Here is a 17,382-nt window from a genome sequence, read left to right on the forward strand (position 1 = left end):
GGATTAGGAAATTCGAACCAAGGTAGCACCATAGCCCCATTGGTCCTTCTGGGTGTCCTGAAAGTACTTAATATTTCCTAATTGACTGAGGCGCTTATGAATTTCTTTTCTCAATACACCATTACCAATGCCATGGATAAAGGTGACCTCGTCCATCCCCGAAGCTAGGGCCTGATTCAAGTTTTTTTCGAACACCTCCAGCTGGATTCGCATCTTTTCAGAATTGCTGAGCTTGTCTGGATCAGGATGGAGTTCCTCGATATGGAGATCAATAGATCGAGGAGGTTTTACTGCTTTTACGGGTTCGGGTTTTGCTGAAATATGATTGAGTTCTGCATTTAGACTGCGTATGTCCAGATCTTTGGTCGTCTGTTCCATGGCAAAGAGGTAGACGCTTTTTCCCAAAATAGGAGCTTTGCTCAAATGCTTGAAAAATTGAGTGGCTTTCATCTTCAGCTGTCGCTCAAATGCTGGAATTGCTTTTTCCAGCTTGTTCTGTATTGGGATAAATCGCACCAAAAAAGCGGGCCATTCGTCCATTTCTTTCATCAGTCTGTCATCAATTTTCTTGCTTTCGCCAGGATTCAAAGTTCCTGCAAAAAGCGTCCGATGATTTCCTCCAAACACCTCCGAAGTATGGGCGAGGTAAGGCTGATGGCTGTCGTTGATCAGATATAGGCTTAAATTTTGATCATTGATTGGTAGAAAAGCCAAATAGAGACCTTGATCTTTTGGACCGGAGATCGGAATCGGGGCTTCAGTTTCTTTTTTAACACCGGCATTTGCGCCAAAGTAATTTGACTCTGCTTCGGCAATAATTACCACTTCGGATTTCATGGCTGGAATAAGAAATCCATCTTCGATTTCTATCTCTATCCTACCAGAGGAAGAGATCTTTCGAATGATTCCTTCTTCTGTTCCGCGTAGTAATCTGACTTTGTCTCCGATGTTCATTGATTGAGGGCTTGCTTGTAGGTATCAATTGCTCTCACTCGAGCAAATTTATGATCCACAATGGGTTTTGGGTACTTGGATGTTCCCAATTCAGGAATCCATTTTTTGATATACTTGAGGTCCTTGTCGAACTTTTCTGTCTGTGAATCGGGGTTGAACACCCGGAAATAAGGTTGGGCATCCGTGCCAGTCCCTGCTGCCCATTGCCAGCCTCCATTGTTGGCTGATAAATCAAAGTCAAGGAGCTTTTTGGCAAAATATGCTTCGCCCCATCTCCAGTCGATCAGCAAATGCTTGGTGAGAAATGAAGCGACGACCATCCTTACACGGTTGTGCATGTAACCGGTGTTGTTGAGTTCGCGCATCCCTGCATCGACAATCGGAAACCCAGTCTTTCCTTCACACCAGGCCTGAAACTCATCCGTATTGTTGCGCCAAGGAATCTGATCATAAGCTGGCTTGAAAGCTCGGTCCACTACCTGTGGGTTATAAGCCAAGATCATCATATAAAATTCCCTCCAGATCAATTCATTTAGATAAGTGTCATTTAGCTGGGCCGCTACTTGAGCTAGTTTTCTGACAGAAACAGTCCCAAAACGCAAATGAATGCCTAATCTGGAGGTGCCATGTTGGGAAGGAAAGTTGCGGGTCTTGTCATAGTGGCTGATGATATCCTGATCAGCGACTTTTGGAGGGATTTGTATAGCAGTTTTCTCAAAGCCCATTTCCACAAGGGAAATCATAGGTAATGAGGAAATAGGGTGTAGATTTTTCCAAGCCGGATTTTCCAAAGGTTGTACCTTGGTGCTTCTGTATTTTTCCAGCCAATTGCGTGAAAACGGCGTGAAGACTTTGTAGAATTCCCCGGAACCGTTGAGGATTTCTCCCGGCTCAAAGATTACCTGATCTTTGAAGCTGAGAAAAGTAATACCATTTTCTTTCAGCAGGCTTTCAATTTTGGAATCCCGCTCTTTAGCATAGGGCTCGTAATCCCTATTAGTATAGACGGCTTGAATATCGAATTCATTCAAAAGTTTCCGATAAATCTCCTCCGGGGTTCCATATCGGACCAGAAGGGAGCTTCCTTTTTCCTCCAATTGGGATTTGATTTCAGCTAGTTGCGAATGAATAAATTCCACTCTTGCATCTGCTTTATCTTCTAACTTGTCGAGAATATTCCGGTCAAAAATGAAGATTGGAAGCACGTTTTTTTCTTGCTGCAGCGCATAAAAAAGTCCGGTATTATCTTCCAGCCTGAGGTCCCTTCGAAACCAGAACAGTGTAATTTTTTCCATAAGATCGTTTTTGAAAGAAAAGTAATGAGCGTCCTAAATTGTTTCAAAGATCCTCTTTAGAAGGGATTATATCCTTTTTCAAGGGAATAGCAGGTTCTTTTCTTGGAGGAAGATCATCAAGATCGAGTGTCTTCCATTCTTGATCGCCTTGATATTCCTTTCTTAGAAAATCATCGGTGTCAGTAATAATAAGTTTGTCAGTGTTTTTACCGGTAATTTTTTTGAATAGTTCTGATAAGGAGTTAAAGGAAACGTTTTGAGTGAGTGAAGCACCGTATGTCAATACATTTTGGGTGAGTGAGAGTGAAGTAAATGTATTGTAATTGTTTCGGTTGAAGACGCGGAGCCGATAGATACCATCCTCAGTCAATAAGTACTCAGCTTGCCAGTCCCCGATCACGGAAGCGGCACTGGCATTTCCCTGATTATCGGTGAATCCTCCATCTCTGGAAACTCTCAGGCGACCATCCAAAAAGGTGTAAGCGACACTGAGTTGGAAATTCTCAAGCGCATTTTGATCCAAGGTGGCGAGGTCGATATTGATTTCAAGATTTTTATCGACTTGACCCAAAAAGCTATTAAGCTGAGAAGAAAGTAAGTTTCCAAGACTTGAAGAGAAGGTTGCCACACCGGAAAATTGTCCCTCGGGAGAGAAGTTGCGAGTCATGATCACGGAGAATACCTGCCTGTTCATTTCTTGTTCATCAGATGCTACTCGGTTCTGAAATGCAGAAATTGTAGTCTGGACATCACCACTGGAGGGAAACTGTCCAAAGTCAAAACCGAATTTTATATTAGGTGAAAGCAGTTCACCCTGAAGATCCATCAGCACTTTTACGGGATACCTTCTTCTCATTTGACTGTTTTCGGAGGCGGCAGAAGAGGAGAGAAGGGGCTGAAGAGAAATAGTTTCTTCATAGACAGCCTTAAGATTCATGATTCCTTGATAGGGATCACCAAACCAAGTTATTCTGCCACCCGGTTGAATGTCAAATTGTCGCTTGACTACATTGAAGAGTGAAAAATTGTATTTTCCCTCGGTGATTTCATAGTTTCCGGTCAGGTTAAAGTTTCCCTGAGTGTCAATATTCATTGTCAGTACTCCTCTTCCTCTCGCTTCCAGACTTTCCTCGGTTTTCGGGTCAATTATAATCTGGGTAAACGCATCAGGAGTGATGTCCAAGATGAAATTCATCCGTACATTTTCTATCGCCAGCCGATTGATATCCTCAGCCAGTTGCTGGATCCGAACAGTATCCTGAATATTGATGATCTGAATAAAATCTTCCTGATATTGAGTATTGCTACTGGTGAGGGGAATGAAAATCCGGGTATTTGGCTGAGTAGTGGCTCTTGCAGTGATATCGAGATTGGTAGTGCTTCCTTTGATCGCCAAGGACCCGGAAGCATAAGCAGTACCATAGAAAACCTCATTATCTCGAGCAGTGGTATTCAGGATCTGAAAGTTGCTCAGCGTAGAGTTGATATCCAGAAAGATATTTTCGAACCCTTTGTGATTCAGCCCGCCGGTAAATGTGGCTCGATTTCCATTCACATCTCCAAAAATTAAATTTCTAAAACTGATTTGAGTGGGTTGGAAAAGAATGCTTCCATTTAATGAATAGCTGGTATTCAGGAAATTGATTCTGACTTTCCCCTGATCAATACGGCCGCTTCCAATTATTTCAGGCACATCGACAGTTCCTCTGATTTGGAGGTTTCCTGTGACAGTACCATCTAGTCTGGAAATGTAATTGGAAAGGAAAGGCTCCAAAATAACAAGATTTGCCTCAGTGAGAACGGCATCCAAATCAAGGTTTTGATATTCAAGGCCAATGACTCCTGAGACGTCTATCTTCTTTTGGCCATTGATTTCATTTTGTAGATTTAGCATCAACTCATTGTCCAGAAGTCTCAGGGAAGCAAACAGATTTCCTATCGGGAAACTGTTGATTTCTGCTTCATCGACGGTCATTTCACCTTCTACAAGGGGTTGATCTAAAAGGCTTTTCATTTGAAAGGACCCATTAGCCGTGCCCAAAAATTCTTGGACTGTGAGTGTATTTAAGATGTCAATCCCGAAATCTTTAAATATTAAATCAAGCACATCATCGGGGTTTTGACTGATTTTTCCATCCACTCCCAGTGATTGTTTTTCGTTGAAAACTGAAAGGCTACTGATTGTGATTTCTCCATTTGAGATCAGAATTTCGTTTTTAGGGTCAAAACTCCAATTTTTGTCCAACACTTTCAACTGGGAGGGTTGAAAACGAATTTCTGTTCCCAATGCCGAAAATCGAGTTTCTGCCGATATTCTTGCTCTGCTTTGCGTCGGGTCTTGGTCCAGACTCAACTGTAAGTCCAAGTTATTTTGGTCCCAGATTGCCTCGAGTCCAAGATTGGTAAAACCGAGGGTGTTCCCAACTTTCTGTTGTTTGGAATACACATAAAATGAAGCTAAAATATCTGCACTATTGATAATCTTGGACGTATTGAAGTCAATATTTGTCCCAAAAGCCGTGTTCCCCTGATACGTTAAGGTGTCTATGCTCGTAAAGAAATTGAATACCGTATTCTCAGGAGTCTGGTAAAAAGCTCCCTCTAAAATTGTGTTTTTTGATATTGAAAGATCGGGCTGAAAGAGCTGAATGATGGGATTAGGGTCCTGAAGCCGAATATTTAAATCGAGGTTATAAGCCTCAGAAAAGTTTTCCTCCAGATTCGCTATGGGCTGTTCCTCATTGATCAGAATAGAAATATATTGTCGAGTAAGGATGTTTAGATCCCGACTCATTTGTTCCAGATTGAACTGCCCTGAAGCTGCTGCTACCAAGTAATCGGAATTGATTGATAATGTCCGTGTACCTCCGGCAAAAAGAGACTGGACGAAGAAATTGCCCACATCCAAGAATCGGTCTTCATAGCCGACTTTGATATTGGAAAACCGACCTATTCCCTGAACATCATCGAGCTTAATTCCTTTGGTATCGATATCCAGTTTTCCACTGAGGAATGTTGGAGTTTCTACGAGATTGATCTTATCCAAAAATGCCGTATCGAGCGTCACTAGCATTCTGACCGAATCCACAGATTCGTTGAGGTTTACATAGCCTCTGGCTTGGGCTTTGAGATTAGGATCATCGATAGAAAAATTCCCCCTGAATAAATTCAATCCATAGGTGGCATCAGTTCGGATGTTTGTGAAATTGTACTTATTGATCCCAACTTCGGAAATTGTGGCATTCAGATCGAAAAGTGCATTTTCAATGGTGTTTCCTTTCAGATTTACATTCCCGCTTAGACTGATTTTTTGGAGTAATTCACGGTTTTCTGCTAAAATGCCCAAGTCAAGGTTTTGAACGCGTATCCGTGAGACAACTGAAGGAATGCCATTTACCAAATCGTAGTTTATTCTTCCCTCCACGTTTCCGATACTGGTCCGAAAATTCCCATTGGTGGTGAAGCGGGTAATCAGACCGGTAAAATCTGCATCCAAGCGAATCAGATTGAATTTATTGACTTCTTTTTCAAGCTCCGGTGTCAAATAAGGGGCGAGGTCACGGGCGGAAATGACGGAGTTCTTGAGTGAGAGATTGATGTAAGTTTTTTCGAAATCAGGCAAACCGTCCAATTCGAATGCTCCAAAAAGTGCTGTTTTCTGTCCCAATCGAATCAAAAACTGTTCTGATTTCATATCCGAAACGGTGCCCACTACATCGCCACTCAGGTAGATGACATCTTCAAAGTCCGGCAAGGAAGGAGCGAATATCCGTAAATCGTCCAAAAGGATTTTAGTCTCCTCCATTCGAATTGTCAACTTCACCTGATTGAGGAAATCAGTATATCCATCAGGACCGATGAGATCCATTCTGAGGTAATCTTTGATTTGGCTTCCTTCAGTTTTGAGGTTTAATTGATCCAGCTCGAGATAGGTAGGGGCAAAGGTTAAGTTCGTTTTAAATTCTTCGATTTTTACGCCCGAAGTCCTTTCTGTCCCGCTGAGATGTTTGATGTCGATAGCGATCCTGCCATCTTTCATTCGGAAATTTTCGGCATTTGCTGTGAGATCTCTGAATCTGATATTGGTGTAGTCAAAGCCGGACTCAGCGGGTTCTGCATTATAATTAACCAATGAAAATCTAGCCTGTCTTAGTTCGAGGGAGCTAATCGAAAAGTTCACCGGATCTTTTGCAGTGGTATCCAACGAACCAAACAAAGCTCCCAATTCCATTATCCATCGATTAATATTCAATGTCGTATCCTCTGCGTGAGTATAGAAATTCACCTCGGCCTGCTCCAATCGTACTGCATCTACCACAAAATCTCCCGGAGGGATCAGGGATAGCAGTGAAAAGTCTGCATGGGCTTTTTCTGCTCCGATCATTAAACTGTCTCGATGATCACGAATGGAGATATTGTCCAACTCCACCGCATCCCACCAGGTAATCCTGATTTTGCCGATTTCAGTAGTAAAATGGGTGTTTTCATTCAAGTAGGTTGTGACCTTGTCTACCATCCAATTTTGCACACTCGTGATTTGGAGGGCAAGAGCTATGAAAATGAGTAAAAGTGTTGTCGAAAAGACGAACCAAAGGAGTACTCGGAAAGCTTTGTGCAAAAAATGAGTAACTTTCGAGTTCTTTTCCAATGGGTAACAAGGATATTTCTATACTAGCAATCGAGTCTTCGTGCGACGAAACTTCAGCGTCCATTATAGTAAATGGTAAAGTACTTAATAATATTGTCGCAACGCAATCAGTACACGAAAAATATGGAGGAGTAGTTCCCGAACTTGCTTCGCGTGCACACCAAGAAAACCTCATTCCTGTGATTCAGGAAGCTATTTTGTCCTCCGGAATTTCCAAAAATCAATTATCCGCTGTGGCCTTCACCAGAGGCCCCGGACTGATGGGTTCGCTCTTGGTTGGGGTGAGTTTTGCCAAGGCTTTTGCGGCAGCTTTGAAGATTCCATTGATTGAAGTGAACCATATGCAAGCGCATGTTTTGGCTCATTTTATCGATGATCCAAAGCCTAAATTCCCGTTCATATGCCTTACGGTGAGCGGTGGACACACACAATTGGTTTTGGTTAAAGATCACTTGGTAATGGAGGTCATAGGAGAAACACAGGATGATGCGGTGGGTGAGGCATTTGATAAGACTGCCAAGCTCCTCGGATTGCCTTATCCAGGTGGACCATTAGTTGATAAATATGCACAGCAGGGAAATCCTAAAGCGTTCAAATTTCCGGTAACACGGATGCCAGGATTGAATTATTCTTTTTCAGGTATCAAAACCGCCGTACTTTATTTCCTAAGAGACCAGTTGCAGTTGAACCCGAATTTCATCACGGAAAACCTGCCTGATCTTTGCGCAAGCATTCAATACACTTTGATAGAAATGCTCCTGATCAAATTGAAGGAAGCTGTCAAGCAATATGAGGTGAAAGAAATTGCCATTGCGGGAGGAGTTTCAGCCAATTCCGGTTTGAGGGAGACCTTGGCAGAACTTTCCCGAAGGAAAGGATGGAACCTCTACGTCCCGAAATTCGAATACTGTACGGATAACGCAGCCATGATTGCCATGGCAGCACATTACAAATACGGCAAAGGTGAATTCGTCGGGCTCGACGTTACTCCCTTAGCAAAAATGAAACTCTGATATGGCTAAGTCCAACCGCTTCGAAAAATTTGTCAACATCAAGAATAAGAAGGCAAACTTCGAGTTTGAATTCATCGATACCTATGTGACTGGATTGATGCTGACTGGGACTGAGATTAAGTCTATTCGCGAAAGTAAGGTGTCGCTGACAGAAGCATTTTGCATTTTTTTGGACGGGGAATTATACATCCGTCAGATGCACATTGCGCCCTACAGCATGGCGGCAAGCTATAACCATGTGGCGGTTAGAGACCGGAAGTTGCTTTTGAAGAAAAAAGAAATGGAAAAGCTCGAAACTAAGTCGGCCGAAAAGGGTCTGGCAATCATTCCGGTTCGTATATTTATCAACGACCGTGGACTGGCAAAATTGGAAATTGCCTTAGCACGGGGAAAGAAAACACACGATAAACGTCAGGACCTGAAGGAAAAAGATGCAAAAAGAGAGCTCCAGCGAATGGCCTTTGATTGATGCGTATGGAATATGTCGTCAGACCATCCTTCCAGTTTACCGCCAACCTACTTTTGATTCTGCACTGGTCAGTCAGCTGCTTTTTGGGGAATGCTATCAGATCAATGGGCTGACCTCTGACAGACAATGGTTTCGGATCTATCATGAGGACACTGGCATGGGAGGCTGGGTTTGGGCCAAGCTCATCAAAGAAATTACAGGCGATGAATACCGAAAATTTCTCAACCAGGATTTTCAGATCGTCACCAGCCCTATTGCCGCAATAGAATACCTTGGCACTAATCTCTATCTTCTTCCCGGAAGTCGCCTTCATTTTAGCGAGTTGGAGCTTTTCAATTGGCAGGATCATATTGGATTTACCGGAAACTATCGACCGCATGCGGTCCGGGCTACTCGGGAAGAATTGCTCGAAATCGGACTAAGATACCTCAATGCGCCATTTCAGGCAGGAGGCAGGAGTATTTTTGGCTTAGATGAAGAGTTGGGTTTTGCCCTGATTTTCTTCATCGCAGGATATTCCTGGATTTCCGGCAAAACTCCTGGCAAAAGCGTTACACCTGAAGAAGCTGTTCCAGGCGATTTGTTTGTTTTCAGAGATTTGGAAAAACAGCAGTCCCATTTTGGCCTGTTTTTGGGAGCAGAGGAAATCCTCTGGATGGATAACAAGATGAAAGTCTCCGACCTGGATGAATGGGAGGATTTTTTGAGAAACAATACAGGGGAACAAGTCGTTTTTGACGCAAGATCAATTGTGGGTTAGGGTATGGAAAAGCGTGTGTTGGTATTAAACTTAGATCATTCGCCGGTGGCAGTTGTTCCCGTGCAGAAGGCCATTGTGCTTTGTCTTCTGGAAAAAGCCAATATTCTATCAACATATGAGCTTTTACAGATCCGCACCGTCGACCGTAGCTTTGATTATCCTGCTGTAATCCGATTGACTCATTACAAGAATATTCCTTTTAGAGGGGTCCTTCTGAATAGAAACAATCTATTCAAGCGTGATAACGGCGAATGTCAATATTGCGGCAGCAAAAGACACCTCACAATAGATCATATCATTCCCAAGTCTAAAGGAGGAAAAACCACCTGGTCCAATCTGATCACAGCCTGTAATCGATGCAATGTGAACAAAGGAGACAAAACTCCCGAACAGGCAGGTTTGGTTTTGCGATCTGAGCCATTCAAGCCTTCACTTTCCTATTTTTTGGCGGAATATGCAGAAAGACAGGCGGAAGAATGGTTGCCGTTTTTGTCGAGTAGGATTATGAATTCCTGAGTTTTTTTTTATGTATATCCGCAATCTTACCAGTAGTTTAAATTATAGATCTGAAAATACTTCTAAACACTTAATTTTGGGCTTCATCGGTCATCGGTCATCTGACATCAGACCAGTAACCTAAAGAAAATTCGCCTACTGGTGGAAAAGCGAATAATCAGATTTTTTTATTCCGCTTTCGATATTTTGACTTAATACGAGAGTAAGAATTACCTGCGAAAGTAGAACGAGAGTAAAAAACCAGAAAAATTACTCTTGTAGGCAGATTTTTAATCAGATATCTTGTTATCAAATACATGAAACAGATTCCCGAAAACCCCAAAGGGGTGAAATGATTGTAGAAGAATTCAAGGTGCTGGGCAGGATTCTTAATCCCGAAGGGATGAAATGATAATAGGTTGAAAAAATAATAGAAAAATGGAATAGATTTTTTTGAATAAAAGCTTCAAAGAGTGAAATTTAAAATAACAAACCTGATTTTCCATTTAATCTTTTTGATCATGGCCGGCACTTTTCACCAAATTTATCTCCAATATGTCTTCGCAGTAAAAGGAAGACAAAACCTTCTTTTAAAGCCTTGGAGAGAAGAAGTTTTTAAATACATGTCCGGTATTATTACAAATAAAGACCAAAAAGCCATTATCGTAAATGGGGTATCGGATCATGTACACGTTTTTGTAGGATTAAAGCCGGCTAAATGTCCTTCAGACCTGATCCGGGACGTCAAAAACAATTCTTCGAATTTCATCAATGAATATAAATTTGTAAAAGGTAAATTTTCTTGGCAAGATGGCTACGGTGTTTTTTCTTATTCTCATTCCCAGCTAAACAATGTTTACCAATATATATTGAAGCAGGAGCGGCATCATCAATCCAAAACATTCAAGGAAGAATATTTAGGATTTTTAAAAAAATTCGAAATACCATTTGAAGAAAAATATCTTTTTGAGTGGATTGAATAATCTCACCCCTTCGGGGTTATAGGTCATTTGCCTTTTATTTTTTCTATAATAATCACACCCCTTCGGGGTTATTTTTAACAATATCTTCTTACCAAATTGGACTGTTTGAATTCTAATAAAAAAAAAGGGTCACTCCCCAGGTCTATAAACCCGCTTTGCAGTCCTCAATACTTCCGCCTTATCCAGTGTCATCGGCTTCAAATCTCGGCTGATAAATCGCTCCATTTGATCTGCATAATGCGGACTTTCAGGACGGTTGCTCGCTCCATAGACATTGATGGATTCGATGACTGGCATTCCATCTCCAAACTTCACCATCAGGATGTATGACTCGCCTTGGGCAGCTTTTCGCATACCATTTTCCCAAGGTGTGGATCGGATAGTGGTCAAGACATCGTCAATTCCCCAAATAGGCAAAACCTTATCACCTCTCACCAACTTTTGGTAGTCACCCAAACCAACAAGTTCTTTACCTAGTTGCGTTTCAAAATGGCCTTTAGCAGCTCGAATCCCTTGTACAGCCTCTTCCTCTGTTAATTTGGTTTCAAAACTCCGCCCAGACTTAGCAAATTCATCCCACCAATAGTAGTAGATGAAAGCAAAAAGCGCAGCGCCTTCACTTTCAATAGAAGCTTCTTTATTCCAGTTTTTCAAAGTGGAAATATGCTTTTCAATGTCTGGATAGTTGGCTGAATCCAGACTGAACAGCTTGCTCATATCCGTTCGGAAAGCTAAAGTGGAAGGTAGGGTTTGGTCATATTTAATCCGCTCAAATTCTTCCCAACTGATCTTTCCCGAGTCCGGCATTAGCTCACGAAATCGCGTTGATCGGTTGTTGTCCCTAAGATCAAATCCCATTTCCACAGGATATTCTTCCGAATTGAGATTGTCAGAAAAGGAAGATGCTTTGAATGGAGAATGATTGGTATTATAAAGGTAACCTGAAGGAGGATTTACTTGCTGGGGAAGCTCAGAAAAGGCATGATACTCTTTCCACAAAGTCTTTTTTTTGTTGCCAGGAACAGTTCCTGAATAGTCATTACCCTGAGTTCGTTTCGGTAAAAGTGCGTTGCTGACAAAGAATATTGTGTCGTATTTGTCTGCATAGACTGTATTGAAATTGGATAGCTGCATGGAGTTCATGGCTGATTTCCACTCTGTGAAATTCTTAGCTTTATTCATTCGCCACCATTGTTCAGGTGCTCCTATTCGATCTAATGCACCAAACCGAATTGAAAAAGCTCCTTGATCAGTCACCAATGTGGGTCCGTAAATGCTTTTCCAGACTTTTTTGGGTACAGGTATGGTGATCAGATCCCAAAGTTTGACTTTCAGCCAAATGGTCCTTTCTTCCAATTCCAACCATTCTCCATCCACTCGATATTGGTTGTTGTCCTTCGGGTTGATCTCCAATTGGTACAAATCCAAAAAGTCCGGATTATTCACCGTATGAGCCCAGCCTAAGTGCTCATTCACCCCATGGAAAATCATCGCACCGCCCGGAAAAAGTCCTCCCAGCGCGTTCCAGCCTTCTTCTGAATGGAGATGTGCTTCGTACCAGGCAACCGGCCCCTCCAAAGGCTGATGGGAGTTGATGGCAAGAAAAGCCTCTCCGGTATCAGTTCGAGAGGGATGAATAGCAATGGCATTGGAACCTTTGGGCAAAGTGTCCTCAGGGATCAAATCCACATTGCCACCAACAATAGCTTGAACGGCCCGATCTGCACCTGACATTTGAGCAAGTGAAAGAATGTATGCTGAAGCGATTTCTTTGGGATTGATAGGGAATGATTGTTTGTACAGTACTTCTTGGGGATGCGCAAAGGCATAATCATTGAGCCCTGCTGCATAGCCTTCCAGTACTTTTTTGAATTCGGATGAGAAACTGTCCTCATATTTTTCTTTGGCAATTTCTCGTGTTCCGAGCAAGTGGACAAAAAAATCGATGGCCGCACCTTGCTCGCCGAATACTCGTCCTGCTAGTCCTTTTCCCGCCAATACGGTCATTTGGATCGTCGCAAAATCATCCTCGGCATGTGCCCAAGCCAAACCATAAGCTACATCGGCGTCGGTCTTTCCGAAGATATGAGGAACACCAAACTCATCCCGAGCGATTTCCACTTGCGTCCTGTCCCAATTGGAAGGTTTGTGGACATATTGGCAGGCAAAAGCAAAAAGAAGAATTGGGAAAATGAAAAAAAAGCGGGCTCTTAAGTAGTGTTTTGAAGACATGAGATGTAGCGATTCAATTTTTACCAAGATTAATAAAAAAGCCGACCAATTGATCGGCTTTTGGGGGTGATTAAATACTTTTCAATATCCATTTTCGGATTTCAGCATTTAATTATCTGAACTCATAATCCACTCCACTCACCTGAGTCAGCAAGGTGACCGACGCATCGAGTGCCACGGCAGATTGTGGAGGTGTTGGGGTTACTGGTGAATTTTGGGCTAAATAATTTTTCATAGCTTGATGCAAGGTGAATGCCGTATTTTCAGTTTCCATCACACCTTTGAATCTACAAAGCATATCATCAGGATCTCCATCACGTTCACAGGCACAGATAGTATAGACTTTCTCTGTGTCAAGTGGCTTTCCTTTTACCAGAGTTGATTGGACTCTTTTTCCTTCTTCTCCATATGCATTAAACTTCACTTCCATGCCTTTGAACTTAATAACCCAGCCGCCAAATCGCTTAGAGGCATCCGCAGCAAATACATTGTTAAGTTCTTTTTCCAGCCATTCCTGTATTTGCTTTCCCGTGACTTTGCCAGTTCTGATGGTACTGTCCACAGGAAGCATGTCAAAAATAAAGCCGTTGGTAATTGGAATATTTCCTGTCTGATCCGCCGTGGCTCGAGGTGGACAAAAGCGGAAACCATTTGAAAGGACGATATCCACCTCTGGTATTTGCCAATTGATGGCATCAAGAATCATGGTGTCAATAGTGTTTTCAATTACAAAATATCGAAATAGGGGAATGGTCGAATACCCTACAATTTTTTGAATATCGGCAAGATAGGGGCCTTCATATTTAGAAATGATCTTCTTCATTTCTATAGATTCTGGATATTTCCTGGAATCGACTTCCATGAGTTCATAGTGGTCTGATACCACTTTTCCGTTTTCGATTTTCAGTTCCAATTTTCCTACAAATGATCCAAAAGCTCCGGGTTCTACCACTTTGGCGTATTTGGCTTGGATCGGTTTTCTCACTCGTTCATGGGTATCACCTCCCAGTATGTAATTCACACCTTCGCAGGAAGGATGATTGGCCAAATGGATTTGTTGTGAAAGGCCTAAATGGGCTACAATTACGATAAAGGCACATTTTTCTTGGGTATTGAGCACATCAACATAGTGTGCAAGATTTTCTTCCGGCTTGGTATAAATGATTCCTTTGCTGTAATTCGGAGATTGTCTGATAGGGACGAGGTGATCTGTGTATCCCAAGAAGCCTACCTTAACGCCATTCACTTTCCAAATGTGATAAGGTGGGAAAATCAATTCTCCTTTTTTGCCCTCACCCAAATCGTGGTACATATTTGCACAGACTTTTGGAGCTGCCAGCGACCCCAGAAGGTGCTGCATGGTCTTTTTATAATAAATCACCTCCCAATTGCCGGGTAGATAAAGATCATAGTCCAGCGCATTTAAGATGGGAACCATCGCTTCACCTGTAGTCTTCACAGAAAGCTCAGATCCCTGAAACATGTCTCCTGTATCCATTAGGAAGCTGTGCTCCATCTTTTTTCTTTCCCGGTCAAGGAAAGTTTTCAAATGAGCGTATCCCCCAGTTTTCCGGTAAACTGATTTTCCATTTTCCCAAAACAGCTCATCATGCGCATGAATTTGACAATGCACATCGGTAGTTTGGAGAATAGTAAGCGTAAATGAGCAAGGGTTACTTTTCTGGATTTCTTCATCATTTTGAGTCGCAGAAGCTATCCCTGCAAAGCCTGTGTTTGCTCCTAATGCTCCTAATGCTCCTAATTGTGCAATAAATTTTCTCCGAGATGGCTGCATCATATTTGGGCTTATAAAATTGATTTTTAAATTCCTCGATAGGGAACACTTTTCCAATCTAGCTGAAAAATAGAAATCCTTCAATCCAAAATTTGGTGATCGGAGTCACAAATGGAAATAAAAAAGGGGTTCCGAATGATTGAAACCCCTGTCAAAACTTTAGAAGTTTATGTAATTTATTTTGAAGCTGTAAACTTAATCACCTGATTTTTGATTGGTTAATAAAATTTAAAAAAAAACTAACTCATTGAAAATTAATGAGTTCTAAAATTGAGGAGGGTATTTGAAAAATTAAAAATTTTCTTGGCTATGTTTTATTTGTTGGAAGAAAATGGGAGATTTTGCTTGAAAAGAAGAAAGTGTAAATCAATTGGGAACAATTAGTATTTTGCCAAAAAATATAGACCTCACATGAATAAGTACTTCGCTTTCCTTTTGTTATTTCTTTCCTTCTCGCCTCTCTTCGGCCAAGTGGAAGTTTTGAAAAAGCTCGATTCCAAAGCCGATTTCTATGGTGATATCGCCATGCAGATTTGGTCAAATCCAGAATTGGGCTATCTCGAGACCAAGAGTTCAGCGCTTTTGCAGAAAACTCTTGCTGATGCTGGATTCAAAGTGACAGCAGGAGTGGCCGAAATACCTACTGCTTTCATTGCTGAATATGGTTCGGGTAAGCCGGTTGTCGGGATCATGGCAGAGTTTGATGCGCTTCCGGGTGTGTCTCAGGAAGCATCTCCTTTTCGCAAGCCGATTGTAGAAGGTGGCGCAGGACATGCCTGTGGTCACCACCTTTTTGGTGCGGCTTCAGTTGCCTCTGGAATTGCAGTAATGGATTGGATGAAGGAGAATAAGATCAAAGGAACCTTGCGCGTATATGGCACCCCAGCTGAAGAGGGTGGTGGAGGAAAAGTGTACATCGCCCGCGCTGGCTTAATCAAAGATGTGGATGTGATGATGCATTGGCATCCCGGATCTCAAAATGCTGCCGGAGCGACTTCTTCACTGGCGAACATTTCCACCAAATTCAGATTTTATGGTGAAGCTTCTCACGCTGCTGCAGCTCCAGAGCGTGGCAAATCTGCCCTTGATGCGGTAGAAGCTATGAATTTCATGGTTAACTTAATGCGTGAGCATGTGCCAATGGAAACCAGAATGCACTACGTGATTACCCGTGGAGGCGAAGCACCCAATGTGGTCCCTGCTTTTGCAGAGTCCTATCATTATGTGCGTCATCCCAATGCACTTGTCGTGCAGGAGATTTTTGCCAGAATGGTGAAAACTGCGGAAGGAGCAGCTTTGGGAACCCAAACCCGTATGGAATATGAGGTGATCAATGGGGTATATAATCTTCTGCCAAATGAAACACTTGCCAGAATCATGCATAAAAATCTGGAGTCAATCGGTGGTATAAATTATACTCCCGAGGAGCGGAAATTTGCAGAAGAAATCATCAAAACCTATCCTGCCGGAGTTAAATCCAGTCCGGATGATGCCGGGAAAATCACTCCTTTTGTCGTCAGCGAAACTGGTGCTGGAGGATCCACAGATGTGGGAGATATCAGCTGGCTAGTGCCTACCGTGGGACTAGGAACTGCAACTTGGGTTCCTGGGACTTCCGCTCATACTTGGCAGGCTGTTGCGGCTGGTGGAATGTCAATCGGGCAAAAAGGAATGATGGTGGCTGCCAAGACCTTGACCTTGACAGCAATGGATATTTTTAAAGATCCGTCAGTAACCAGTAAAGCCTTGGAGGAACTGAACCGTAGGCGAGGAGAAGGATTTGTGTATGAAGCCTTGGTCGGAAATCGTAAGGCTCCACTAGATTACAGGAAATAGGAAGTTGAATCCCAATTCGAAAGGCTGGATATTCCGTTGATGGAATTCCGGCCTTTTTACGTTTGTGCTTTTTCAAAAAAATCTAACTTGTGCTTTGTCTTTCTCCCAAAATATCGAATCAATGGATAGACGTAAATCACTCAAAATCATAGGGGGTTCAGTAGCAGGCATCGCTGGCTTGGCTTTAGTAGATTGGAAGTGGCAGATTATTGATCGTTTGACTCATTCTGGCTTTTTCAGTTTTGATGAGGAGCAGCTGATTTCTATGATTGCTGACACTTTCATACCTGTCGGGCTTCCTGCCAAATTGCCCAATCCTGATGCGCAGCCAATCGGAGCACTCAGTACTGGCACAGATCAGTTTTTGATCAAGCTTTTTGAAAAGTGCTACGAAAAAGAAGATCAGGATTTGATCAAATTTCAACTCAAGGCACTTAAGAAATCAGGCTTTGAGGACCTATCTCAGGAAGAGAAGGAAAAAGCCCTGCTGGCCTTGAAGGTCTCTGAAAATGAAGATGAGAAGAAATTCTATGGTCTGATGCGATCCAACACCGTGATGGGTTTTACTACTGTGAAAGAAGTGATGGTAGACTATAGAAAATATCAGGTCGCGCCTGGATTTTATAAAGGATGTGTGGATTTGACAGTTTCATAATAAGATAGCCATGGAAAAGATAACAATCGAAGTTTCTGAAAGTGTAGCCAATACATGGAATGCTTTGGAAGAAAAAAAGAAAAAGGAAATTAACGAACTTGTGTCTAAGATCATTTCGACAAGCGAGCGAACAAAAAATGCGGATTATTGGGAGAGGTTACGGGAAATCCGAAAAAATGCAGAGGAAAGAGGATTGACAGAAGATATTCTCAATCAAATCCTAAATGAGGATTAGGGTAATATTTGA

13 protein-coding genes are annotated in these 17,382 nt (G+C 42.3%); 8 read left to right on the forward strand and 5 right to left on the reverse strand.

Annotated elements, in window-relative coordinates; genetic code table 11:
* Positions 1–3: 3 nt before the first annotated feature.
* From ACK4HU_RS04415 to ACK4HU_RS04425, 3 genes are read right to left on the reverse strand one after another with little or no spacing between them, the layout of a single operon-like run.
* Positions 4–954, reverse strand: a complete 951-nt coding sequence (locus ACK4HU_RS04415; RefSeq protein ID WP_409803656.1) for a DUF2027 domain-containing protein — start codon at positions 952–954, stop codon at positions 4–6.
* Complete coding sequence (locus tag ACK4HU_RS04420; protein ID WP_409803658.1) at positions 951–2,249, reverse strand: cryptochrome/photolyase family protein; 1,299 nt, start codon at positions 2,247–2,249, stop codon at positions 951–953. The genes ACK4HU_RS04415 and ACK4HU_RS04420 overlap by 4 nt, the downstream gene beginning before the upstream one ends.
* 43 nt (positions 2,250–2,292) lie before the next feature.
* Entirely contained in the window at positions 2,293–6,777 is a 4,485-nt protein-coding gene (locus tag ACK4HU_RS04425) for a translocation/assembly module TamB domain-containing protein (RefSeq protein ID WP_409803659.1), read from the reverse strand.
* A 119-nt stretch (positions 6,778–6,896) separates the two neighbouring features.
* Here ACK4HU_RS04425 and tsaD point away from each other — a divergent pair, with 119 nt between their 5' ends.
* The 5 genes from tsaD to tnpA all read left to right on the forward strand — a co-directional run bounded on the left by tsaD (position 6,897) and on the right by tnpA (position 10,617).
* A complete protein-coding gene (gene tsaD / locus ACK4HU_RS04430) occupies positions 6,897–7,910 on the forward strand; it encodes a tRNA (adenosine(37)-N6)-threonylcarbamoyltransferase complex transferase subunit TsaD (RefSeq protein ID WP_409803661.1) in 1,014 nt (337 codons plus the stop codon).
* A gap of 1 nt (position 7,911) precedes the next feature.
* Positions 7,912–8,379, forward strand: coding sequence for an SsrA-binding protein (gene smpB / locus ACK4HU_RS04435; protein WP_409803663.1), 468 nt, complete (start codon positions 7,912–7,914; stop codon positions 8,377–8,379).
* On the forward strand, positions 8,342–9,139 hold the full coding sequence (locus ACK4HU_RS04440; protein ID WP_409803665.1) for a hypothetical protein: 798 nt from the start codon (positions 8,342–8,344) through the stop codon (positions 9,137–9,139). Before smpB ends, ACK4HU_RS04440 begins: the two co-directional genes overlap by 38 nt.
* A 3-nt stretch (positions 9,140–9,142) precedes the next feature.
* Positions 9,143–9,655 carry an HNH endonuclease gene (locus ACK4HU_RS04445; RefSeq protein WP_409803667.1) on the forward strand — a complete coding sequence of 171 codons (513 nt, stop codon included), beginning with the start codon at positions 9,143–9,145 and terminating at the stop codon, positions 9,653–9,655.
* Positions 9,656–10,155: 500 nt separating this feature from the next.
* Positions 10,156–10,617 carry an IS200/IS605 family transposase gene (gene tnpA / locus ACK4HU_RS04450; RefSeq protein WP_409803669.1) on the forward strand — a complete coding sequence of 154 codons (462 nt, stop codon included), beginning with the start codon at positions 10,156–10,158 and terminating at the stop codon, positions 10,615–10,617.
* 129 nt (positions 10,618–10,746) lie between these two features.
* Here tnpA and ACK4HU_RS04455 read toward each other — a convergent pair whose 3' ends face one another.
* Complete coding sequence (locus ACK4HU_RS04455) at positions 10,747–12,849, reverse strand: acylase (protein ID WP_409803670.1); 2,103 nt, start codon at positions 12,847–12,849, stop codon at positions 10,747–10,749.
* A gap of 112 nt (positions 12,850–12,961) precedes the next feature.
* Complete coding sequence (locus ACK4HU_RS04460; protein ID WP_409803672.1) at positions 12,962–14,647, reverse strand: bifunctional metallophosphatase/5'-nucleotidase; 1,686 nt, start codon at positions 14,645–14,647, stop codon at positions 12,962–12,964.
* Positions 14,648–15,055: 408 nt separating this feature from the next.
* Here ACK4HU_RS04460 and ACK4HU_RS04465 point away from each other — a divergent pair, with 408 nt between their 5' ends.
* The 3 genes from ACK4HU_RS04465 to ACK4HU_RS04475 all read left to right on the forward strand — a co-directional run bounded on the left by ACK4HU_RS04465 (position 15,056) and on the right by ACK4HU_RS04475 (position 17,370).
* Entirely contained in the window at positions 15,056–16,480 is a 1,425-nt protein-coding gene (locus tag ACK4HU_RS04465) for an amidohydrolase (RefSeq protein ID WP_409803674.1), read from the forward strand.
* Positions 16,481–16,601: 121 nt separating this feature from the next.
* Complete coding sequence (locus ACK4HU_RS04470; RefSeq protein WP_409803676.1) at positions 16,602–17,135, forward strand: gluconate 2-dehydrogenase subunit 3 family protein; 534 nt, start codon at positions 16,602–16,604, stop codon at positions 17,133–17,135.
* Between the two features lie 10 nt (positions 17,136–17,145).
* The gene (locus ACK4HU_RS04475; protein WP_409803678.1) at positions 17,146–17,370 is read left to right on the forward strand and encodes a hypothetical protein; all 225 of its coding nucleotides are present in this window, start codon (positions 17,146–17,148) and stop codon (positions 17,368–17,370) included.
* Positions 17,371–17,382 lie beyond the last annotated feature (12 nt).

Source organism: Algoriphagus sp. (assembly GCF_046296635.1).
Lineage (GTDB): Bacteria > Bacteroidota > Bacteroidia > Cytophagales > Cyclobacteriaceae > Algoriphagus.

Bases quoted from the DNA above. Each gene is read 5' to 3' on its own strand.
- ACK4HU_RS04415 (WP_409803656.1), bottom strand. From the start codon at position 954: ATGAACATCGGAGACAAAGTCAGATTACTACGCGGAACAGAAGAAGGA.
- ACK4HU_RS04470 (WP_409803676.1), top strand. From the start codon at position 16,602: ATGGATAGACGTAAATCACTCAAAATCATAGGGGGTTCAGTAGCAGGC.
- ACK4HU_RS04465 (WP_409803674.1), top strand. From the start codon at position 15,056: ATGAATAAGTACTTCGCTTTCCTTTTGTTATTTCTTTCCTTCTCGCCT.
- ACK4HU_RS04455 (WP_409803670.1), bottom strand. From the start codon at position 12,849: ATGTCTTCAAAACACTACTTAAGAGCCCGCTTTTTTTTCATTTTCCCA.
- tnpA (WP_409803669.1), top strand. From the start codon at position 10,156: ATGGCCGGCACTTTTCACCAAATTTATCTCCAATATGTCTTCGCAGTA.
- ACK4HU_RS04420 (WP_409803658.1), bottom strand. From the start codon at position 2,249: ATGGAAAAAATTACACTGTTCTGGTTTCGAAGGGACCTCAGGCTGGAA.
- tsaD (WP_409803661.1), top strand. From the start codon at position 6,897: ATGGGTAACAAGGATATTTCTATACTAGCAATCGAGTCTTCGTGCGAC.
- ACK4HU_RS04445 (WP_409803667.1), top strand. From the start codon at position 9,143: ATGGAAAAGCGTGTGTTGGTATTAAACTTAGATCATTCGCCGGTGGCA.
- ACK4HU_RS04440 (WP_409803665.1), top strand. From the start codon at position 8,342: ATGCAAAAAGAGAGCTCCAGCGAATGGCCTTTGATTGATGCGTATGGA.
- ACK4HU_RS04460 (WP_409803672.1), bottom strand. From the start codon at position 14,647: ATGATGCAGCCATCTCGGAGAAAATTTATTGCACAATTAGGAGCATTA.
- ACK4HU_RS04475 (WP_409803678.1), top strand. From the start codon at position 17,146: ATGGAAAAGATAACAATCGAAGTTTCTGAAAGTGTAGCCAATACATGG.
- smpB (WP_409803663.1), top strand. From the start codon at position 7,912: ATGGCTAAGTCCAACCGCTTCGAAAAATTTGTCAACATCAAGAATAAG.